Raw genomic sequence first — 20,708 nt, forward strand, 5'->3', positions numbered from 1 at the left:
AGCTCAGTGTGTGAAGTAATCTTAATGGTTAGTAAGAGATAAGAAACGGCGCCGCATTACAGCGCCGTGAGAGAGGTTTGGGAGATCAGTATTTAGCAGGTTGATTGTATTTTAATGCGTCTGTAATGAATGCTCGCAGGTCCTGATTGGCCTGGGTCAGGTCCGGACGACGCAAGTACATCATGTGGCCAGAGCGGTAGCCTTTAAAACGCAACCGGTCCTGCATTTTACCACTGGGGTCGAGGTGCCAGAGGTTATACTTGCCATCAAAGTAGTTGGTAGCACCGTCATAGTAACCTGATTGCACCATCACGTTCAGGTAAGGATTTTTTGCCATCGACAAGCGAAGTTGTTCACCCACCTCGTTTTTGCTGCGATCCCAGGGGCGTACATCGCCAAACATGTTGTATTTGATGTCCGTTTTATAGTTCAGCTCGTGGCGGAAGTAATGATTAATTGCCGGCGTAAAGGCATGCAGCCAGGCATCCAGTTCAGGCCAATAGTCGGGGCCTTCACCGGCGTCTCGTTTATCAATGCCCAAATAGCGGGAGTCAAGACGGCCGACGGTATAGCCTCGCTCGCGTAACAGCTCTTTCCAGAAACTGCGGTTGGGTATGTCGAGGTTATTCTGCAATACGAACTGCTCTGATAGCCCGCTGAAGTGTGCGACTTGCTTTGCCACAGCCAGACGCTCTTGCTCACTCAACATGGCGCCTTTGGCTAATGCAGGCAGATAATGATCTAAGGTGTAGGCTTCCACCTGCTCAAGTACATTAAGTAGATCTTGATTTTGCAAAGCATCGGGGAGCGCCTTGTGATACCAGGCGGTTGCTGCGAAATAGGGTAGGCGATTGGCACTTTTTACCGGCCCCTGACGTTTTATGCCAATATCTGTCGGAGAAACCAGTACTACGCCGTTTAAGAATAACCATTGCTTGTTTTGTAGCTCATGGGCCAGGCCAGAAACGCGAGTTGTACCATAGCTTTCACCAATCAAAAATTTCGGTGACAGTGCACGACCATGTCGATTGATAAAGGTATTGAGCCACCCAGCCAGATATTTGATATCAGCATTCACACCGAAAAAGCGTGATTGCAGGGTTTGCTTGTCAGCCATTGAGCCGTCTTGCTCTGGCAGCACACGAGAGTAACCAGTGTTGACTGGGTTGACGAATAGAATGTCGGCGACATCCAGTACAGAATCCGGGTTATCTTTTAAGCCATAAGGCTGCATCGGGTAACCTTCATCGTCAATCTTCAGTACCCGAGGCCCGGTGTAAGCAATATGCATCCATACAGAGGCAGAGCCTGGGCCACCGTTAAATGAGATCAGCAGCGGACGGGTGGCGGGATCTTTGACTTTGTTCTTTTTATAGTAGGTATAGTGGAGTGTCGCTATCGGGTGGCCCGTTTTATCCCACACTGGCTGAGTACCTGTGGTGGCAGTGTAGGCGATCCGCTCCCCGTTAAAGGTTCCTTTGTGTTCGGTGATGACCTGAGCATCAATTTGCTGGGTCAACTGACCTTGAGTATCGGCTTGTGCCGATGCGGTGTGAGGGAGTGTGGTAATAAAAGTCGCAGAAAGAGCGAACAGTAATGGCTTCAACAACATGTTTTTATTTTTTGGGTGAAATCGATCTGCTTATTTAAGACGCATCCAGAGCAGAATTCAAAAAACTTGAGACTAATTGCCAAAAAATAGGCTATGCACAATGGATGTTAATTTTTATGGTGGTTTTGGTTTGTTTTTTGTGTTTTCAATTGCCTGAGGCATCCGAGGCTAAGCGGGCTTTTGTTGCGGTCTGTTTACAATTTTATTTGCCGGTGAGTTTTTTTTGTCACAGAAATCGCGTATATTTAATCCTTATGTCTGTAGTATGAAAGTATTTAGCGCTGTTAAATTCTTGTATCTCTTCCCTTTTCTCGTAGTTTTAGTAGAGCATCGTAATGCAAAGAGTATTAGTCGTCGAAGACAGTAAGGTAGTGCAACAGATCCTTCGCCACCTTGCATCACAACACCTGGATGTGGAAATTGATTATGCCTGGTCACTGAAAGAGACCCAGGCATTACTCGAGAGCCAACATTACACTCTGGCTTTGGTCGACCTGACCTTACCAGACGCCCCTGACGGAGAGGTCGTGCAGCTAACGCTAAGCCGCAACGTCCCCACTGTGGTATTGACGTCTAAAATTGATGAATATAGCCGTCAGCAAATGCTCGAGATGGGCGTCGTTGATTATGTGATTAAGGACAATCGGGATTCTTATCTCTACGCCATTAAACTCGTATCACGCTTACTGCGCAATGAAGGGTGCCAGGCACTGATCGCTGATGATTCGATGATCAGTCGGGCAGTGATGAGACAGATGCTGGAAAAGCAGTTGTTTACTGTCTTTGAGGCGCAAGATGGTGAGCAAGCTTTGAATATGCTCAATGCCAAGTCGGACATTAAATTATTGCTGACGGATTATGCGATGCCGACCATGGACGGCTTTGAACTGGTGAAAGCGGTGCGTAACAGTCGTGGGCGCGATGATCTCGCTATTATTGGTCTCTCTGGTGCTGGCAGTCATGGTTTGTCTGCCAAGTTCATCAAATATGGCGCCAATGACTTTTTGACGAAACCTTTTATGAATGAAGAGTTTCATTGCCGGGTGATGCAAACCATGGATCAGTTGAATCTGATCGCAGATATTAAAGAGTACGCACACAGAGATTTCCTGACGGGTCTTTATAATCGTCGTTATTTTTGCCAGCACATGGATAAAGTGCTCAAGAATAAGCCGGATCAGTTCACGTTGGCGTTACTGGATCTGGATCATTTTAAGGCAATCAATGACCAGTACGGCCATCTTGGCGGGGACAAAGTTTTGTCTCAAGTGGCTGAGCTGCTTAATAGTTCTTTCAATCACTGCCTGGTGGCGCGTGTCGGTGGAGAGGAGTTTGCCGTGCTAATGCCGGGTAATGACCTGGCTGTGGCTAAAAATAGTTGCCAGGATTTCAAAGAACGCTTTGCCAACACGCAGTTTATGATCCAGGAGCAGTCATTACACTGCACACTCAGTGTGGGGATTGCCCGGTGTGACAAAGCGACTCTCAGTGACGTCATGCGTGCGGCAGACAGCGCTTTGTATCGTGCCAAAGAAGCTCAGCGTAATTGCGTCATGGTCAGTGAAAGCTAACCCTCAGTTAACCCCTCTCTGCATTGCACCATTTCAAGTCAGACAATAAACAGGCGCACCAGCACGGTGCGTTTGATGTTCACTCTATATCTCTGAATTAATCTAACCACATGTAAAATAATTACTTTTATTATTGGCATAAAGGTTGGATTACCTCCCCCGACAGGATCATCTGCCCTGGGGGGGCAAATAATGAAAATGATAAGCGCAATAATTAAACCGTTTAAGCTGGACGAAGTCCGCGAAGCTCTTGCTGAGCTGGGTATCGAGGGCATGACTGTGGTCGATGTGAAGGGTTTTGGTCGTCAGAGGGGTCATACCGAGCTATATCGAGGAGCTGAATATCAGGTCGACTTTATTCCCAAAATTAAGCTTGAAATAGCGACCCGCAGTGAAAATACCCAGCGTGTCGTGGAGGCGATTACCGAGATTGCCAGTACTGGCAAAATTGGCGACGGCAAAATATTTGTCTACGACCTTGAGCAAATTGTCCGGATTCGTACCGGTGAACTCGACGAAGAAGCGATTTAAGGGGTGAAATAATGGAAAACACGGTAATTGAATTACAATTCTCTCTGAACACCTTTTACTTTCTGGTGTCTGGTATTCTGGTGATGTGGATGGCCGCTGGCTTCGCGATGCTTGAAGCCGGGCTGGTACGCTCAAAGAACACCACCGAAATTCTCACTAAAAATGTCGCCCTCTATGCCATCGCCTGTACGATGTTTCTATTGGTTGGATATAACATCATGTATGTGGATAACGTTGAGGGTGGGGTAGTGCCTAACTTTGGTGCACTCATTGGCAGTGCTGCCGACGATGCTGACCATGCGCTGGAATCAGACTTCTTTTTTCAGGTTGTGTTTGTGGCAACCGCCATGTCTATTGTCTCCGGGGCGGTTGCAGAGCGAATGAAGCTTTGGGCGTTCTTGTTGTTTACTGTCGTCCTGACTGGGTTGATTTATCCTATTGAAGGATACTGGACTTGGGGTGCTGGATTCTTGTCTGAGCTGGGCTTTGTCGACTTTGCAGGCTCTGCGATAGTGCATGGTGCAGGCGCCGCTGCCGCCCTGGCTGGCGTTTTGTTACTCGGTGCACGTAAGGGCAAGTATGGAAGAAACGGTGAAATCTATCCTATCCCCGGTTCAAACCTGCCTCTGGCGACATTGGGAACCTTTATTTTATGGATGGGATGGTTTGGGTTTAACGGTGGCTCTCAGCTATTTCTTGCAGACAAAAGCAATGCCATCGCTGTCAGTCAGATCATGGTAAACACCAATGCTGCGGCGGCAGCGGGTGCGATTGCAGCACTGGTGGTGTGTAAGCTGATGTGGAAAAAAGCGGACCTGACTATGATCCTGAACGGTGCATTGGCTGGTCTGGTGACCATTACTGCAGAGCCTGCGTCACCGACGCCTATGCTGGCCTGTATTCTGGGGATGCTGGGTGGTTCTTTGGTGGTATTCAGCATCGTGGCACTGGATAAACTGCGTATTGATGATCCGGTTGGTGCTATTTCCGTGCATGGTGTGTGTGGGGCGCTGGGCATTATGATGGTACCTTTCTCGAACAGCGATGCCAGCTTTATGACTCAGGCTATCGGCCTGGTGACCATACTGGGCTTTGTGTTTATCGCGTCTTACATCGTCTGGGGGATCATTAAAACCCTGATGGGGATCCGGGTGGGTGAAGAAGAAGAGCTCAGTGGTATGGATCAGCATGACTGTGGCATAGATGCGTATCCTGAATTTGTGACCATTCGCAATAAGTAAGCAAGAATTCACCAAAAAGCGCGGCTTATCGCGCTTTTTGGTTTAAGCGGCAGTTAATCTGAGATAATCTAGCATCTATTCACTCTCAGTAAGCATTCCACGGTCAATGGCAGACAACAAAAAAGCAGCAGGCAAACCTCGCAAGCCCACCCGTAAATCACCGGCCAAATCAGGCAAGAAAAAGACCGCTAACTCCACTTCCTCATTTAAGCAACGCTTACGGGCATTGCGTAACCGGACACTGAGCACGCTGTGGTCGTTGTGCTGGAAGCTGAGTTTGGCCATGGTATTTGCGGTTGCAGGGTATGTGGTTTATCTCGATGCCAAAGTCAGCCGACAGTTTGAAGGGAACAAGTGGCAGTTACCTGTACAGGTGTATGCCCGCGCTATGTCGTTTTATCCGGATCAATATCTGGCTGAGCAGGAAGTGATCTGGGAACTGGAGCGGCTCAATTACTCCCGGGTAAACCGCATTAAACATACGGGCCAGTTTGTGGTGCAGGGTCGTACGATTACCGTGTATCGGCGCTCCTTTGAGTTTTATGACGGGGTTGAGCAGGCGCGTATCTTTACGCTCAATTTTGCAGGTAAAAAGCTGGCTAGTATTGTCAATGATCAGGGCCGACGAGTTGAGAGTGCCAGACTTGAGCCGGTACAAATTGCCCGGATAGGCAATGAAAGTCGTCAGGATCGGGAGTTTGTGCCGCTGGACAAAATACCGGATATTCTAAAAAACACCTTGCTGGTGGTTGAAGATCGGGCGTTTTACGAACATCACGGGGTATCTGTGTGGTCGATTATGCGTGCCTTGTACTACAATGTTCGCGCAGGACGCACTGTACAGGGGGGGAGCACCCTGACCCAGCAGCTGGCAAAGAACTTTTATTTAACCCGGGAGCGCTCTTTGCTGCGCAAGATCAATGAAGCTTTTATTGCCCTCATTCTTGATTTTCGCTACAGCAAAGATGAAATTCTTGAAGCTTATCTCAACGAAGTTTACCTCGGTCAGGCTTACAATCAGGGCGTCCACGGCATGGGTCTGGCAGCCGAGTTCTACTTTGCGAAACCCGTCGATGAGCTGGAGTTTGATCAGATAGCCATGCTGGTGGCTATGGTGAAAGGCCCGTCTTATTACAACCCGCGTCGATATCCGGAGCGGACCATGGAACGACGCGACCTGGTGCTCAGGTTGATGGCAGAAAATGGTCTCATTACCACCAATGAGTACCGCCTGGCGTTGGAGCGGCCTATTGCAATTCAGCCTCTGAAAGAAAGTCTGCTGCAAACTTACCCGGGTTATCTGGAGCTGGTGAATCGCGAACTTCAGCAATTGTTGCCAGATGAAAACGTCGTGAATGCGGGGATTAGGATATTTACTTATTTTGACTTGCAAAAGCAATCTGCCATGGAAGAGGCAGTCAGTGAAGGTTTGCCCTACCTGGAACGGCGCTTTTCGACCGCTCAGTTGGAAGTGGGGATGATTTCTGTGAACACCGAAAAAAGCGGCGTATCAGCTTTGGTGGCGGGGCGCCAGCTTCGTTATTCCGGGTTTAATCGGGTGCTGGACACACGTCGTAATGTGGGCTCTCTGGTAAAGCCCGCGATTTACTTGTCAGCACTTGAGCAGCCAGGCTATAACCTGGGGACCTTGCTGGAGGATGCCCCGTTACAGGTGACTAACGCGGCGGGAAAAACCTGGCAACCGGAAAACTTCGATCATCGATTCCGGGGATCGGTACCTTTGTATCGGGCGTTCAGTGAGAGTATCAATATTCCAGCGGTTAACCTGGGTCTGGATGTCGGCGTCGACTCTGTTGCTCAAACCATAGGACAGCTTGGTGTCGACAGTGATATTCCTTTGTATCCCTCTATGCTATTGGGGGCAGTGGAGTTATCGAGTTTTGATGTGGCTCAGATGTACACCACATTGGCAGCCAACGGCCAATATGCGCCATTGACGAGTATTTCGGCTATTACGAATACCACAGGTAAGCGTCTGTATCAGCATCGTGTAGCAAGGCAACCCAGGTTTTCTCAGGAAGCCATGTACATGACCCGCTATGGGCTGAAGCGAGTCACCAAAAGTGGCACCGCTAAGCGGTTAAATCAGCATTTTCCCTCTATTCAGTTGGCGGGTAAAACGGGCACGAGTAATGAATTGAGAGACAGCTGGTTTGCCGGGTTTGATCACAATACTGTGACGGTTACCTGGATTGGCCGGGACGACAATAAACCTGCCAAATTGACCGGTGGGCGCGGTGCGCTGGAGCTCTATATCCGTTATTTAAAACCTCTGAATCCGCAGGCGATTGCGGATCAGCGACCCGCGGGTGTGCGCTGGGCGTTTGTAAATGAGCAAACGGGTGAACAGGCCGCGCCGCATTGTGGGCCAACGATTCAGCTGCCTATTCGCATTGAGGAATTTAACCCCCGGCCGGGATGTGGCTGAGCCACAGGCCGGGGTGCAGTCAGTTAAGTTCTGAATTTGGCGATGAGTTGCTTTAAGGTTGCAGCCATATCGCTGAGTTGCTGAGCATCGCCCCGTGTGGCCTCTGCTGAACTCAGTGTATGATCGGCCAGGTGACTGATTTCACTCGACTCTACCAGCGCCTGTTGGGTGGCGACAGCCTGACGTTTTACCTGATCACTGATGACATGACCTTGCTGGTCGATGTCAGCCATACTTTGCTCTGCGGCACTCAGCACCTGGTTAGTCTCCGTGGCTGCACTGACACCTTGCTCCATTTTTTCAACACTACTGAGCATTTTCTTCTGAGTGTCGTTAGAGGCTTGTTGTAGTGAGTGGATAATAGAGTGGATCTCTTCGGTCTGTTGCTGCGTTCTTTGCGCCAGTGTACGGACTTCATCCGCGACAACCGCGAAGCCTCGGCCCTGCTCTCCAGCCCGGGCAGCCTCAATAGCAGCATTAAGCGCCAGCAAATTAGTTTGTTCGGCAATTTCACTGATCCCCAGACTGACTTTACTGATGTCCTGGCTGTCTTGCGCAAGCTTATCCAGTGCAATGCGACTTTCTTCGAATTCACGTTGTAACACCGTCATGTGCTCTGCCAGTCGGGTGGTATTTTCACTCCCTTGTTTGACTTGTTGTGCTGCGGTTGCTGCAAGCTCAGTGGCATGGTGTGCGGAGGTTTCAACGGCATCGGCGGCATTGGCCATTTCACTGAGTGCCTGATGCACGGTCTGGATCTTGGCTTGCTGTTGTGCCACATCTTCTCGGGTGTCCTGGCTTATCTGGCGCAGTTTATCGGTGGCGCCATATAAATCAGTTGAGGTCGTTCTTACATTGCCTAGTAAATGGACGAAGGCGTCCAGCACGGCGTTGTACTGGCGCAGGATGTCGCTGAGCTCATCTTTGCCACGTGGCTGTGCCCGTGCCGTTAAATCACCACCAGATGCCTGCTGCGCTGAGGTCGAAAATTCCGCAATGGTGTCTACAACTGCAAAATAGAAACCTAACATCAGATACAAGGCGAGCAGCAAGCTGAGTATGGATGCCAGTGCGACCAGATTTCGGATCCGACGCTCATTGGTGAGCTTTTCATCGAGTAAGGTTTTCAGAGTGGGTGTAGCTGCATTGATAAGGCCAGTCAGCTGGGTAAGTACTTCGCGATGCACGCTGCTAAAGGCGCCGCTGGTCAGTTCGATGTCGTCGGGCTCCAGCAGTTTATCGTTAATGGTGCGGTGATAGTTATCCAGCGCACGGTTTAACGCTGTAATCTTATCCTGAAGTCGCTTGGTAACTTGTTTGTTGTTGGCCGTAGCGACTTCCAGCTTGTTGTTCAATTGCATTTTTACCAGCGGGAGTACTTTATTCAGATTTGACAGCGCGATGAAGGTATCGGGTGTGAAACGGCCACTGCTGATGATCTTATTTGCCTGTTCAGCGATGCCATTCACCTGAGTGATCACATTAGGCAGTGATTCCACCAAAGAGCGGTTGAGGTAAGAGCGGCTCAGGTCATTGTCTATCGCCAGCTTAGAAGCAATGGATAAATGCTCTAACTCGTCACCTGGCTTAACGCCTTTAGCAAATGGGCTACGTGCCAAAACCTGAGCATTGCGCTGAGCTTGCTGGTTTAACAGATTTTCTAAAATGGGCGGATAAAATTGTAAGCCAGCACGTTGTTGCTGACTCACCTGAATTGACTGAGTCAGGGTTGAGTTAAGAAAAAATAAGCTCAGGCTGAGTGGTACTAAAAGAATACCAAATACCAGGCTGATTTTGGTTTTGTATTTTAGCTGTGCCATAAAGGCAATCGCGGGGCTAGCGGCTGATCTGAGTCCTGTCATAATTTTATCTTTGTTTATAAGTCATTTGTAATAGACCGGGTATAAACAAAGAATAGTTCAAAGCCCTGAAAGTTTTTACTGCCAAAAACAAAAAAAGCCCCGCAGGGCTCTTTTATATCACTGAACTGAGCAAGTTTGTTTAAGCTACCAGCTTAGCAAATGCGCGCTCAGCCGCTTTGATTGTCTCAGCAATGTCTGCATCACTGTGCATGGTGCTGACAAATCCGGCTTCGAATGCGGATGGTGCCAGATACACGCCTTCTTCCAGCATCAGATGGAAAAAGCGTTTGAAGCGTTCCAGGTCGCACTCAGTTGCCTGCTGATAGGTATCAACACGTTCGGCATCGGTGAAGAAGAAACCGAACATGCCACCGGCATAGTTGGTAGTCAGGGCAATGCCTGCGGCATCTGCAGCACGCTGGAATCCATCACACAGTTGCTTACTCTTACTTTCAAGTGCATCGTGCAGACCAGGTTCTGACAATAGCTCAAGTGCCTTAAGGCCAGCTGCCATAGCGATTGGGTTACCAGACAGGGTGCCTGCCTGATAAACCGGGCCTACCGGTGCAATGTGGTCCATAATGGCACGTTTACCACCAAAGGCACCTACTGGCATACCGCCACCAATAACCTTACCCAGGCAGGTCAGGTCTGGCTCGATATTGTAATAGGCCTGAGCGCCACCCAGTGCCACTCGGAAGCCTGTCATGACTTCATCGAAAATAAGCACGGATTGATGCGTATCGCAGATCTCGCGCAGACCTTCCAGGAAGCCTTCAACGGGTGGGATACAGTTCATGTTACCAGCCACTGGCTCGACGATAATACAGGCAATCTGGTCAGGGTATTGGGCAAAAATGGCTTTCACTTCGTCCAGATTATTGAATGACACGGTGAGCGTGTGTTTCGCAAAGTCTGCCGGAATGCCCGGTGAGTTTGGTACACCCATAGTCAGCGCACCAGAACCTGCTTTAACCAGCAGTGAATCGGCATGACCATGGTAGCAGCCTTCAAACTTCAGGATTTTATCTCTGCCTGTGTAGCCACGTGCCAGGCGGATCGCACTCATGGTGGCTTCGGTACCTGAGCTGACCATACGTACTTTGTCGATAGAAGGAACCAGCGCTTTGACTTTTTCAGCCATCAAAATTTCGCTTTCAGTCGGCGCACCATAGCTCAGACCATTTTCTACCGCATCCAGCACAGCCTGCTTAATTTGAGGATGGTTATGGCCAAGGATCATCGGACCCCAGGAGCCAACATAATCAATGTAGCGTTTACCATCGGCGTCAAATGTGTGTGGGCCTTCTGCTTTGTTAATGAACAGCGGCGTACCACCGACGCCATTAAACGCGCGGACCGGTGAGTTGACGCCACCCGGGATAGATTCCTGGGCACGAGAGAAGAGGTCTTGACTGATTGTCATAATGTGTCCTTTGTTATGTACATAAGGTATCTTTAAGTAAGTCAGATACCTCAGGTCATGAAACGAATTTAGTAGATTAGGCTTCGCGTTTGCGGCTGAACCAGGGCACGTCTACTTCGTATTGCTCAACCTTGTCGGCAACGCCCAGTGTCAGTGCAAACAACGCCATGCGGATCAACACGCCATTTTGAACCTGACGGAAGATGGCCAGATTGTCATTATTATTTAAGTCGTTATCCAGTTCATTGGCATCGCCACGGCTATCACGGGGCAGCGGGTGCATCAATACGGACTCCGGCTTACAGTGCGCATCGTAAATGGCCTGGCTGATACGAAAACCACCGCGATATTTATTGGCTTCTTCTTGTGACGGGAAGCGTTCTTCCTGAATACGGGTTTGATAGACGATGTCCGCTGCCAGGTTGCCTTCCATTTTTGAGACCAGTTCAATGCGGTGACCAGCGTTGCTGACGGCATCCAGAATATAGTCCGGCATTTGCAAACCGTCCGGGGCGACCATAGAAAAGCGCACATTTTTATAGTGGCATAGTAGCTTAGACAGTGAGTGAACGGTACGGCCATATTTCAGGTCGCCAACCAGGGCGATGTGCATCCCATCAATGCCGCGTTCGAAGCGACCCAGTTCACGCTCAATGGTTAACAGATCCAGCAATGCCTGGGTTGGGTGTTCATTTGGACCATCTCCACCGTTGATCACCGGGACGTCTGAGCCTGTGGCAAATTCCGCAACTGAGCCAGCATCCGGATGGCGCATTGCGACGGCATCAGCATAAGCGGAGATCACGCGGGCGGTGTCATACAGGGATTCCCCTTTTGCTAAAGCGGAACTTTGCATTCCTGTGGTCTCACGGACCGTACCACCCAGCAGGTTAAAAGCAGTTCCGAAACTGACACGCGTTCTGGTACTGGGTTCAAAAAACAGATTGGCTAAGACAGCACCTTCCAGCACATTGGTGCGCTTGTACTTTTTAGCGTAGGGTTCCATTTTCTTAGCAACATTGAAAATCAGCTCAATGGCTTCTCTGTCGAGTTCGTTGACGGAGAGGATGTTTTCACCTTGGAAACTTAACATGCGGCGATTCCTAATCACAGATTGACAACAGGAGGCGGGGAGCACTCCTAACCGAGCTCGCAAAACAGGGCGCATCAGGCACGCTGCGTTGAGTAACTGGAGCGACATAATAGCACAATTCTGTTTTTTAGGCGTGGAAAATGACGGCTAAGTCGCCGTCACAGACTGATATCAGAAAACTGGTTTCAAGATGGCGAGCAGGATGATGATCAGCAGTAATATCACCGGAAACTCGTTAAAGATGCGATAGAATCGGTCACTGCGTTGATTGCGGTCATGTTTAAAATCTGCCAGCAGCTTGAAGCAATAAGCGTGATACAAATAGAGCATGATGACCGGTATTAATTTGTAGTGCAGCCACAGGTTGGCACGAAACCACTCTCGACCATAACTGGTGATGAGTAATACGCCAAATACTGCGGTGAGTATCGCAAAAGGTGTGACAAAATAGAGCAGGCGTCGCTCCATGATTTTAAGCATCGCGGAGCAGGGCTTTTCGTCAGTCATCGCATGATAAACAAACAGTCTTGGCAGATAGAATATCCCGGCAAACCAGGCAACCATAAAAAAGATGTGTAGCGCTTTGTACACAAGTATCGTCGTCATAAAACCTCTGGGTTGTCTAAAATCACAATTACAGCAAGCTGTTTCTCATAGTGAGAATATGGCGGATCTGATCCCACCTGAGCAGGCCCATAATTTGTTCGTTATTTTTCTGATTATACACATAGACGGCGCCTGAGCGCTTGTCTTTGAGGATATCAAATGCGTCTGCCAGCGTGGCTTGTGTGCTCAGCCCTTGCAATTCGATATACGTGATGGTCATGCTCTGCTCTGAGATCAGGCTGAGGTCATACTCGGCCAGCCGATATCCATGTTCCTCGTCGTACACTATCAGTGGCGTCTGACTGTCGATGGCTGACAAGGTCTCTTTGATTTGGTCTTTGTCATCCGAGTAGAGGAGTTTAAAGCCCTCGTCCATTTCTTCCATAATCCCAACCTTTTGCAGCGCCTCTTTGGCTGGAGAAACTTGATAGGGCAGCGCCTGAAAATCCAGCTGCTGTAAGAAAATCGAGCGATTTCCAAAGACTTGTAATGCAGTAACATAGGCGCAGGAAATCACAATCATAGCGGGTACGACAATCTGAGGACTGGAGGTCAGTTCCATTACTGCGGTGAGGGCCGCAAGGGGAGCATGCAGTGTTGCTGCCAGCAACCCGGCCATGCCCAGAACGCCGTAGGTCCCTGCGACACTGACGTCAGGAGAAATATACTGAGCAAAATACGCCATTAAGGTACCAATCAAAACTCCCAGTCCGATGACCGGGCCAATGATCCCGCCGGGGATCCCCAGGCCAATGGCAAAGATGGTTGCCAGCAGTTTGGCAATCAGAATGGTGGTCAGCAGTTGCAGCTCGCCAGGCGTTTCAACGGCAATTTTAATTGCGCTCATACCTGAGCCCATGGCTTCCGGAACCAGGTAGCCTATCAGTCCGGCCAGTAATCCGGCCAGCATCAGGCGCGGAAACATGCTGATAGGCTTAAAGGTTTTAATGATCATCATCAGGTTCTGATTAAATGCAAAAGCAATGGCACCCAGCACAAAGCCACACAGAATCAAAAACGGATAATGCCAGAACGACAATGCCGAGACGCTGATGAGTGATAACTCCAGGTCGTGGCCAAACACGTATTGCGTTGCCAGGGCACCGGTCACCGCTGCCAGCATGATTGGCACGAAAATGTGAATTTTGTATTCCCGCAGTACCACTTCCATAACAAAGATGACGGCGGCCAGAGGGGTATTAAACGAAGCTGCAATGCCCGCTGCAACACCACATCCGGCCAATGTCCGGGCTGCGTTCATGGGCAAATGCAGGCGCTCGGCCAGAATGCTGGCACCCGTCGCGCCCATGTGTACAGATGGACCCTCGCGTCCGACTGAAAAGCCACTGATGAGTGCCACAGCGCCACCGAAAAATTGATTGACCGAGTTCCAGATGGGCATTTGTCCATAATGCTGTTTGATACGATAGATCACAAACGGGATGCCGAGGCGATAGTGTTTAAACCCCGTCAGACTGGCAAACAGGGCGATCAGTAAAGCGGCACCGACAGGCAGCAGTACCCGCTGATGTTCCGGCAAGGTGGTGAAATCATCTGGACTGTCTAAAAAAGTGCTTTGTACCAGCATGATGGTGAGACGAAACAAGATGATCAATATTGCTGCAATTAAGCCGGCGCCAATTCCCAGTAAGCAAAGCTGGATGGAAGTTTTGGGTTTCGCTAAGCGACGGCGTACATTATCGAACGACATACAATATTGGCCTGTTGAGAATCTGATTTGTTGCGAGTGCAGTTGTCCTGCCTAGCTGCCTGTACTAGCTCAACCCTTAGGCTTTTCATAATGCCCGAACACTCGCCAAAGTCAGCGCTGTGGTGTTTGATTTCCGGGCAGACAGCAGAAGTAGCATAGTACACTTGGTGGATAAGTGTATCAAATAATCTAAGTCCTTGTAATTAAGTAAATCAAACGACTAGGTAACGCAGATGAGGGAATATGGAGATCGTTGCTGGATGAGTGCCAGTCTATACTTGATTAAAATAGTCAGGTATTAGATAATTCCGCTATTAAATGTACAGGGGTCGAATACACATGTCTGATCAGATACCAATTAAATTTTCCGACGCGGCGGCCAGCCGTGTGAAAGAACTTATCTCAGAAGAAGAAAACCCTAACCTTAAGCTGCGAGTGTATGTGACCGGCGGTGGGTGCTCTGGGTTCCAGTACGGATTTACCTTTGACGAAAAAACCAATCCGGGTGACCTGGAAATTGAGAAAAACGGGGTGTCCATGGTGGTAGATCCAATGAGCATTCAGTATCTGGTCGATGGTGAGGTTGATTACACTGAAGGCCTGGAAGGTGCGCGCTTTTTTGTTAGCAACCCTAACGCAACCACCACCTGTGGTTGTGGTGCGAGCTTCAGCGTATAAAGTCATCCCGATGTAGTATTTTTATTTTCAAAGGCCATGCACAAGCATGGCCTTTTTGTATCTAAAATTAGACCAAAAGCGACCATCTTTTTTCTGTACAGTTTGCTAAAGTACCTGTATATGACTAAAACACGGGTGTTTAAGTCAGCACGATGCCGGCTATCCCGGGTTGGTAAGGTGGATCATCAGAACAAAAAATCCCAGCACCAGAGTGGAAAAAGCGAGAATATAGATGAATCCGCGTTTGCCTTGTTTGAGTGGTACGCCATTTACACGTAAAAAGTAATACCAACCCAGACAGAGCAAAATGGGTAGCAAAAATATGAGCCGGATCATCAAAAATTCTCCCAAAATTTGTTACTTTATGACAGATTAGCGCTAAACCACTATTTTTTAAAGAAAAAATAAATTATTTCGTATACTGGTACAAGATATAAAATTTTTGTTAAAGTGTCACAGTAATCTTACCTCTCTATTTTAGGTAAGAAAGTTGCAAATTTAATTAGGTGTTAGAGAAAAGATCGTCTATACCTAATTTGGTACATAGGAACAGGGCAGGCAAATTGGGTGTTTTATGCCCAGCTTATATGTCCTGTTATAAAACAAGCTGCCGGTCGAGACGGGCAAATTTCGTAAGGCAGCATTAATTAATCATCGAGTAGGAGATGTTTTATTATGATGGGGAAAACGGTTTCTTCTGAGGAAAACAGTAAGTTGACTAAGTGGCTAAAATCAAAACGTCACGAGAAAGGTCATACAATGCGCAGTCTGGCCCAGGTGTTAGGTACACCACATTCTTTCATTGGCAAAATTGAGAATCAGGAACGTCGTTTAGACGTGATTGAATTTCTGCGTTACTGTGAAGCGCTGGAAGTCGACCCATATGAAGGTCTGGCTCTGATCAAAGAAGAGCAGATGTAAACCACTGGCGTTGCCAGTATGAGTGAAGGTGCAAGGAGCTGCACCTCTATCCCTTTAACATGGACCAGATACGCCACGCTTTGTTCTTAGCGTTTTTCTCCCTGATTGTGATAGTTCTGCTCTATTTGATAGAGTTTATGACGGATTGCGTACAAGAATATCAAAGAAGGCACGACCATCAGTGCTGTCAGCGCGAAGAATACCGCCCAGTTTCCCCCCAACCAGTCATCTATTACGACGCCACTGTAGCTGGAGAGCACGGTACGACCGAGACTGCCGAGCGAGGCGAGCAGTGCATAATGGGTTGCGCTGAAAGCGCGATCACATAACATCGAAATGAAGGCCACCATGGCGACCAGCGACCAGGCCTGGGTAAATCCATCTATGACGATAGCGAGGGCATACAGATGTTCCTTGGGGCCTGCAACGGCTATCCAGGAAAACATCAGGTTAGATGCTGCCATGGCAACACCACTGATAAACAGGCCTTTTACAATGCCGTATTTGTGATTAAAGATGCTGCCCAGAAACGCAAAAATAATTGTGATAAGACCGGTTCCCAGTTTTGAATACTGAGCTATCTGACTGTTGCTAAAGCCAATCTCTTTGTAAAACACGATAGACATGCGTGCCAGAAAGGCCTCTCCAATTTTAAACAGAAAAATAAAGGCCAACAGGGCCAGGGCCGTTTTGACGCCATTGCGGTTAAAGAAGCTGCGAAACGGCTCAACCAGGGTGACAGCCAGCCAGGCCAGAATGAGCTGTAGTCGATTGTGTTCCAGCCCGCCAAGCTGGGACTGATATTGCGCTTGTAGTTGTTGTTGTGTGTGCTCCCGGTGAGACTGGGGTTCATGGGCACTGAGCGTGACCAGAAATAGTGCCAGCATGATCGCTGCGAGCAGTGTATATATCTCGGGCCAGCTGACACCCGGTAAGTCTGCCGCAAAAAACGGTATGGCACCAAGCAGGGCGTAGCCACTCCACCATCCCGATGTGGCCATGGCAGCAGCAGCGGTGGATTTTTCACTTTCTTCTGCTGGCAGGATATCAATCCGGTAGGCGTCTATTGCAATATCATGGGTAGCTGCACTCAGAGCAATAATGAAACACAATAATGCAGCCTGATAAAGATCGGCTTTGAGGTCAACCTGACTTAAAGCCAGTGCTGACAGCGCAACAATCAGTTGTCCGGCTGCGATCCAGCTGCGTCTTTGCCCCAGCCAATTTGTCAGCAATGGCAAGCGAACCCGGTCCAGCAGCGGGGACCACAAAAAGTTGATAGTGTAGGCACTGAATACAATGCCGAATAACCCTATCATGCTGCGGCTAAGCCCTTCGTCTTTAAGCCAGGCAGACATCACTGAGCCAATTAAAACCCAGGGAAAGCCCTGGCTGACCCCAAAGGCAAAGACCGTGAGCAGGCGTTTATCGCGATAGTAGCTGACATAGTCACGCAGGCTGGATGAAATGATCATAGTGTTTTCCAATCCAGTATCGCCCTGTTATGAGGCAAGGCGATACTGATAAGCGATTACTCGAAGGTCTCTTCCGGCAGCATTTCTATGCTGTGGATGATCACAGGTGTTTTGGGGATAAAGGTATAGCCCAGCTTTTTGTTGTAGTCTGTTTCGACTTGCATGATTTTGTCGAGTGTATCGAAGCCATCCGCGACGCTACCAAATACTGCAAAACCCCATCCGCGTCCGGGATTAAGGTGGTCATTGTCATCCATATTGAAAAAGAACTGACGAGTTCCTGAATGTGGTTTGTTGTCCTGATAAGCCATGGCAATGGTGTACATATTATTTTTCAGGCCGTTACCGCTCTCGTTAAAGATTGCGGGGCGCTCGAACATGCCATCATAGTCTTTGTCATAGCCACCGCCCTGGATCACGAAATCACGTTCGTTGGCTTCGTCCCGCTCTACCCGGTGAAAGACAGATCCTTTATAGTCACCGTTGATTACGTAAGTGAGAAAGTTATTGACTGTGATCGGTGCACGGGAGCGATCCAGTTCTACGATCACTTTGCCTAGTGAGGTATTGAGCTGAACTTTAGGAAACAGGTTATCTTTTTGGACAAAGCGCCCTTCTTTATTGTTCGCAAATGAGAAACTACTTGTCAGTAGTAAAGTCAACAGGATCAGGATACGGAGCATAGCTTAGCCTTTTATTGTTGCAAAAAATTGATTAATTCTTTATCCGACAGCATGCGAGTGACCACCTGCTCAGCAAGGCGGTTTAATTGCCCCTCTACCTGAGATTGGTCATGTTTTAGTGGTTTACTGAATGTTGCTTCGCCGGTGAAGGGCTTGGTAAATGTGCGTTGCCCTTTACTTGCCTCTATAACAAATTCGGCCTGTGCTGTACTTTCGTGGCGACTGAGCGTTTCATCGACTTTGGCAATAAAGGTGCGAATGCGCAGTGTCAGCTGAGTATCGCTTTGCGGTGACAGTGTCACCCCGTTGGCCTCAAGTGCCTGAGCCAATAACTTGTTTAAGGTGACTGGTAACTCTGCATTTGGCAGATAAACCGCAGGTTCTTGCTCCAGTACTTTGATGGTGAACTTGGTTGTTCGATTGTCGATCACCTTAATTGCCAGAGTTTGCGATAACTGGCTGATATTTCCACCCTGATAGCTGGGGTTGAGGATCACAGTTTTAGGTGCACTGCTGCACCCCGCGAGTAAACTGAGGGCTGCACCAAAGAGAGATGCAGAAATTGCTAAGCGCATGATTAGCTCCTTTTAATAGAACTTAATACGGTAAACTTTTTATTATTGCCTATCACCTTACAATTCCCGAACAGGCGCTGCAACTTATCGAGGTAATCAAGGTGGCGATTGCCAATGATCCGCAATTCTCCGCCATTTCTCAGGGTGTGTTTAGCTTGTAAGAACATTTGCCAGGCAATGTGATCGGTAATGGCCTGTGCCTGATGAAACGGCGGGTTGCATAACACCAGATCGGTGGAGTTAGGCGAAAAATCACTGAGACAATCATTTTGCATAAACTGGCAGTCATCTACTCTGTCCGGAAGGTTGTGAGTGACGTTTTCGCGAGCACTGGCAACGGCCATGGCGGATTCATCGACAAATGTTACCTGTGCATTTGGCATTCGCGCCAGGGTTTGCAAGCCAATTACACCGTTTCCACAGCCCAAATCTATCACCCGCAGTGGTTTTTTACCTGCCGGCAGATAGTTCATAAAGAACCGGGCGCCGATATCCAGAGAGTCACGGGAGAATACATTGGCATGGTTATGTATTGTGAAAGGGGTGTTCTCCAGCGCCCAGCTGACCGGAAACTTATCTGTCACGGGTTTGCCGGTGGTGGTACAAAAGATTAATCGGGACTTTTTAACCGCCAGGCTGGTGGTAGGCGGTTGCATAAAGTGACTGAAACTCTTTAGCGTCGAGGTATGAATCTCTTTGGCTTTACCCGCTGCCACAATAGGGATATCTGCAGCGAGGTGGCTGAGTTGGGATAACTGATGTTGCAGCAGCCCGGCATTTTTTGGCACCTTTATGAGGATCAGGTCGCACTGTTTCGGCAAGGCTGCAAGACTATCTAGCTGAGTGAGTTTGGTTTCATCCAGTGCCCAATCCAGCTGGTTTTCTGCCAGATTGTAGCGGGTTGCCTGTTGCGCCACAAAAGAATCACTGACCTGAGTAATATGCCACTGTGCGTGATCTTTTAGCCGTGCAGCCAGCGTACAGCTTAATGCGCCAAAGGCATCATTCAGGATTAGGATATCGCGTGCATCCGGATAGGCTGTGGTAATATGATCCAGTAGATATTCGTCGGCCGCATCCCAGGCTTGCAGACTACGGTTTTTTTGCTCAAGGGGAAAACGATGCAGGGTCAGAGCCGTGCCAGCCAATACAGCGTCGGTGATCATGATGGGGTGAATCTCACTCAAGGTTGGTGCTATCACCTTGCACACTAGCAAAGCGCAGCAGAACTAACAGAACACGTAATATAGCATGTCGAGACTGAACAAAGAATGTTTGCCCGGGCAAACACCACAATTGCCGCCGGGTTTTGAATATCTGCCAGCCTGTCTGAGCTTTGAAAAAAGCCTTGCGCTTTATACCTACCTGGCATCCTCCTTGGATTGGCAACAGCCCACCATCACCTTGTTTGGTCGAACTGCACCGATCCCCAGGTTACAGTGTTTTATTGCCGATAAGTCTGTGTCATATGGTTATTCCGGCACTCTGCTTGAGAACACCCTCTGGCCGGATGTACTCAGCGCAATGCGCGCACGCCTGAGTCGCCAGTTTGGGCACGACTTTAATGCACTGCTTGTTAACTGGTATCGGGATGGGCAGGACAGCATGGGCTGGCACAGTGACGATGAAGCTGAGCTTGGACTGAATCCGACGATTTTCTCTATGTCGCTGGGGGCGACGCGCAATTTCAAAATTCGTCATAAGCAGACACAGGAAACCCTGACTCTGCCTTTGCCGACGGGAAGTGGGTTACTGATGACGGGACGCAGCCAGCATGACTATCAGCATGCACTGCCGAAACAAGCGCGCGTCACCCAGGGACGGATCAACCTGACATTCAGAACAGTTGGTTAATGGTGCATAAGTGCGTATAGTATGCGCTAAATTTTCTCCGCATCGGGAGTGAGTTATGTCAATGCAACAACAAATCTACAGTAAGCTTGCAGACGCCATCGCGTGCAAACATCTCAATGTTATCAACGAAAGTCATATGCACAGCCGGGGTAGCGAGTCACATTTCAAAGTGATTGCTGTCAGCGAAAAATTCGCGGGACAGCGTTTATTACAACGCCATCGCTTGATTAATGAGGTATTAAAGGAGGAGTTGGCACATCATATTCATGCGCTAGCCATTCACACTTATACCCCGGAAGAATATGCCGAACAGCATGGCGAAGTCCCTGATTCACCGAGCTGTCTGGGCGGCTCGAAATTTGATAGTGAGTGATCAGACCTGTGTTTGCAGGATCTGCATTTAAACTAACGCAGTTTTCA

The 20,708-nt window shown here is 48.8% G+C and carries 19 protein-coding genes; 8 read left to right on the forward strand and 11 right to left on the reverse strand.

The window, feature by feature from the left end; translation table 11 throughout:
* Nucleotides 1–85: 85 nt before the first annotated feature.
* The gene (locus QNM19_RS12810) at nt 86–1,612 is read right to left on the reverse strand and encodes a S10 family peptidase (RefSeq protein ID WP_284026766.1); all 1,527 of its coding nucleotides are present in this window, start codon (nt 1,610–1,612) and stop codon (nt 86–88) included.
* Nucleotides 1,613–1,947: 335 nt separating this feature from the next.
* On the opposite strand from QNM19_RS12810, the gene QNM19_RS12815 reads away from it, so the two are divergent.
* The 4 genes from QNM19_RS12815 (at nt 1,948) to mrcB (ending at nt 7,404) form a co-directional block, all read left to right on the forward strand.
* Nucleotides 1,948–3,183 carry a GGDEF domain-containing response regulator gene (locus QNM19_RS12815; RefSeq protein WP_049863930.1) on the forward strand — a complete coding sequence of 412 codons (1,236 nt, stop codon included), beginning with the start codon at nt 1,948–1,950 and terminating at the stop codon, nt 3,181–3,183.
* A 192-nt stretch (nt 3,184–3,375) separates the two neighbouring features.
* Nucleotides 3,376–3,714: a P-II family nitrogen regulator gene (locus tag QNM19_RS12820; protein WP_010382970.1), complete on the forward strand. Its 339-nt coding sequence runs from the start codon at nt 3,376–3,378 to the stop codon at nt 3,712–3,714.
* 11 nt (nt 3,715–3,725) lie between these two features.
* On the forward strand, nt 3,726–4,955 hold the full coding sequence (locus QNM19_RS12825; RefSeq protein WP_049863929.1) for an ammonium transporter: 1,230 nt from the start codon (nt 3,726–3,728) through the stop codon (nt 4,953–4,955).
* Between the two features lie 106 nt (nt 4,956–5,061).
* Entirely contained in the window at nt 5,062–7,404 is a 2,343-nt protein-coding gene (gene mrcB, locus QNM19_RS12830; protein ID WP_284026767.1) for a penicillin-binding protein 1B, read from the forward strand.
* 23 nt (nt 7,405–7,427) lie between these two features.
* Here the strand turns inward: mrcB and QNM19_RS12835 are convergent, their stop codons facing one another.
* The 5 genes from QNM19_RS12835 to QNM19_RS12855 form a co-directional block, all read right to left on the reverse strand.
* Nucleotides 7,428–9,266, reverse strand: a complete 1,839-nt coding sequence (locus QNM19_RS12835) for a methyl-accepting chemotaxis protein (RefSeq protein WP_284026768.1) — start codon at nt 9,264–9,266, stop codon at nt 7,428–7,430.
* 139 nt (nt 9,267–9,405) lie between these two features.
* Nucleotides 9,406–10,692, reverse strand: a complete 1,287-nt coding sequence (gene hemL / locus QNM19_RS12840; RefSeq protein WP_284026769.1) for a glutamate-1-semialdehyde 2,1-aminomutase — start codon at nt 10,690–10,692, stop codon at nt 9,406–9,408.
* A gap of 76 nt (nt 10,693–10,768) precedes the next feature.
* Nucleotides 10,769–11,785: an aspartate carbamoyltransferase gene (locus tag QNM19_RS12845; RefSeq protein ID WP_010382960.1), complete on the reverse strand. Its 1,017-nt coding sequence runs from the start codon at nt 11,783–11,785 to the stop codon at nt 10,769–10,771.
* 171 nt (nt 11,786–11,956) lie between these two features.
* Nucleotides 11,957–12,391, reverse strand: a complete 435-nt coding sequence (locus tag QNM19_RS12850) for a CopD family protein (RefSeq protein WP_010382958.1) — start codon at nt 12,389–12,391, stop codon at nt 11,957–11,959.
* Nucleotides 12,392–12,419: 28 nt separating this feature from the next.
* Entirely contained in the window at nt 12,420–14,102 is a 1,683-nt protein-coding gene (locus tag QNM19_RS12855) for a chloride channel protein (RefSeq protein ID WP_049865120.1), read from the reverse strand.
* A 339-nt stretch (nt 14,103–14,441) separates the two neighbouring features.
* Between QNM19_RS12855 and erpA the strand changes: the two genes are divergently transcribed.
* On the forward strand, nt 14,442–14,780 hold the full coding sequence (gene erpA, locus QNM19_RS12860) for an iron-sulfur cluster insertion protein ErpA (RefSeq protein ID WP_010382953.1): 339 nt from the start codon (nt 14,442–14,444) through the stop codon (nt 14,778–14,780).
* A 159-nt stretch (nt 14,781–14,939) separates the two neighbouring features.
* On the opposite strand, the gene QNM19_RS12865 is transcribed toward erpA, so the two are convergent.
* A complete protein-coding gene (locus tag QNM19_RS12865; RefSeq protein WP_010382951.1) occupies nt 14,940–15,116 on the reverse strand; it encodes a hypothetical protein in 177 nt (58 codons plus the stop codon).
* A 339-nt stretch (nt 15,117–15,455) separates the two neighbouring features.
* Between QNM19_RS12865 and QNM19_RS12870 the strand changes: the two genes are divergently transcribed.
* Nucleotides 15,456–15,701: a helix-turn-helix domain-containing protein gene (locus QNM19_RS12870; protein ID WP_010382949.1), complete on the forward strand. Its 246-nt coding sequence runs from the start codon at nt 15,456–15,458 to the stop codon at nt 15,699–15,701.
* An 86-nt stretch (nt 15,702–15,787) separates the two neighbouring features.
* On the opposite strand, the gene QNM19_RS12875 is transcribed toward QNM19_RS12870, so the two are convergent.
* From QNM19_RS12875 to QNM19_RS12890, 4 genes are read right to left on the reverse strand one after another with little or no spacing between them, the layout of a single operon-like run.
* A complete protein-coding gene (locus tag QNM19_RS12875; protein ID WP_049865122.1) occupies nt 15,788–17,176 on the reverse strand; it encodes an AmpG family muropeptide MFS transporter in 1,389 nt (462 codons plus the stop codon).
* Nucleotides 17,177–17,232: 56 nt separating this feature from the next.
* Nucleotides 17,233–17,859 (reverse strand): peptidylprolyl isomerase, encoded by a 627-nt coding sequence (locus QNM19_RS12880; RefSeq protein ID WP_049865123.1) that lies wholly within the window; start codon nt 17,857–17,859, stop codon nt 17,233–17,235.
* Nucleotides 17,860–17,870: 11 nt separating this feature from the next.
* A complete protein-coding gene (locus tag QNM19_RS12885; RefSeq protein WP_049865124.1) occupies nt 17,871–18,434 on the reverse strand; it encodes a YajG family lipoprotein in 564 nt (187 codons plus the stop codon).
* Nucleotides 18,435–18,436: 2 nt separating this feature from the next.
* Nucleotides 18,437–19,600 carry a methyltransferase gene (locus QNM19_RS12890; RefSeq protein ID WP_049865125.1) on the reverse strand — a complete coding sequence of 388 codons (1,164 nt, stop codon included), beginning with the start codon at nt 19,598–19,600 and terminating at the stop codon, nt 18,437–18,439.
* 85 nt (nt 19,601–19,685) lie between these two features.
* Here QNM19_RS12890 and QNM19_RS12895 point away from each other — a divergent pair, with 85 nt between their 5' ends.
* Both QNM19_RS12895 and QNM19_RS12900 read left to right on the forward strand, forming a co-directional pair.
* Nucleotides 19,686–20,288 carry an alpha-ketoglutarate-dependent dioxygenase AlkB family protein gene (locus tag QNM19_RS12895; RefSeq protein WP_284026770.1) on the forward strand — a complete coding sequence of 201 codons (603 nt, stop codon included), beginning with the start codon at nt 19,686–19,688 and terminating at the stop codon, nt 20,286–20,288.
* 55 nt (nt 20,289–20,343) lie between these two features.
* Nucleotides 20,344–20,661: a BolA family protein gene (locus tag QNM19_RS12900; RefSeq protein WP_010382937.1), complete on the forward strand. Its 318-nt coding sequence runs from the start codon at nt 20,344–20,346 to the stop codon at nt 20,659–20,661.
* Nucleotides 20,662–20,708: the final 47 nt, after the last annotated feature.

This window comes from Pseudoalteromonas ardens (assembly GCF_030125445.1).
Taxonomy (GTDB): domain Bacteria; phylum Pseudomonadota; class Gammaproteobacteria; order Enterobacterales; family Alteromonadaceae; genus Pseudoalteromonas; species Pseudoalteromonas ardens.

Bases quoted from the DNA above. Each gene is read 5' to 3' on its own strand.
- erpA (WP_010382953.1), top strand. From the start codon at position 14,442: ATGTCTGATCAGATACCAATTAAATTTTCCGACGCGGCGGCCAGCCGT.
- mrcB (WP_284026767.1), top strand. From the start codon at position 5,062: ATGGCAGACAACAAAAAAGCAGCAGGCAAACCTCGCAAGCCCACCCGT.
- QNM19_RS12890 (WP_049865125.1), bottom strand. From the start codon at position 19,600: ATGATCACCGACGCTGTATTGGCTGGCACGGCTCTGACCCTGCATCGT.
- hemL (WP_284026769.1), bottom strand. From the start codon at position 10,692: ATGACAATCAGTCAAGACCTCTTCTCTCGTGCCCAGGAATCTATCCCG.
- QNM19_RS12885 (WP_049865124.1), bottom strand. From the start codon at position 18,434: ATGCGCTTAGCAATTTCTGCATCTCTCTTTGGTGCAGCCCTCAGTTTA.
- QNM19_RS12870 (WP_010382949.1), top strand. From the start codon at position 15,456: ATGATGGGGAAAACGGTTTCTTCTGAGGAAAACAGTAAGTTGACTAAG.
- QNM19_RS12825 (WP_049863929.1), top strand. From the start codon at position 3,726: ATGGAAAACACGGTAATTGAATTACAATTCTCTCTGAACACCTTTTAC.
- QNM19_RS12880 (WP_049865123.1), bottom strand. From the start codon at position 17,859: ATGCTCCGTATCCTGATCCTGTTGACTTTACTACTGACAAGTAGTTTC.
- QNM19_RS12815 (WP_049863930.1), top strand. From the start codon at position 1,948: ATGCAAAGAGTATTAGTCGTCGAAGACAGTAAGGTAGTGCAACAGATC.
- QNM19_RS12895 (WP_284026770.1), top strand. From the start codon at position 19,686: ATGTCGAGACTGAACAAAGAATGTTTGCCCGGGCAAACACCACAATTG.
- QNM19_RS12850 (WP_010382958.1), bottom strand. From the start codon at position 12,391: ATGACGACGATACTTGTGTACAAAGCGCTACACATCTTTTTTATGGTT.
- QNM19_RS12835 (WP_284026768.1), bottom strand. From the start codon at position 9,266: ATGACAGGACTCAGATCAGCCGCTAGCCCCGCGATTGCCTTTATGGCA.
- QNM19_RS12865 (WP_010382951.1), bottom strand. From the start codon at position 15,116: ATGATCCGGCTCATATTTTTGCTACCCATTTTGCTCTGTCTGGGTTGG.
- QNM19_RS12875 (WP_049865122.1), bottom strand. From the start codon at position 17,176: ATGATCATTTCATCCAGCCTGCGTGACTATGTCAGCTACTATCGCGAT.
- QNM19_RS12900 (WP_010382937.1), top strand. From the start codon at position 20,344: ATGTCAATGCAACAACAAATCTACAGTAAGCTTGCAGACGCCATCGCG.
- QNM19_RS12845 (WP_010382960.1), bottom strand. From the start codon at position 11,785: ATGTTAAGTTTCCAAGGTGAAAACATCCTCTCCGTCAACGAACTCGAC.
- QNM19_RS12820 (WP_010382970.1), top strand. From the start codon at position 3,376: ATGAAAATGATAAGCGCAATAATTAAACCGTTTAAGCTGGACGAAGTC.
- QNM19_RS12855 (WP_049865120.1), bottom strand. From the start codon at position 14,102: ATGTCGTTCGATAATGTACGCCGTCGCTTAGCGAAACCCAAAACTTCC.
- QNM19_RS12810 (WP_284026766.1), bottom strand. From the start codon at position 1,612: ATGTTGTTGAAGCCATTACTGTTCGCTCTTTCTGCGACTTTTATTACC.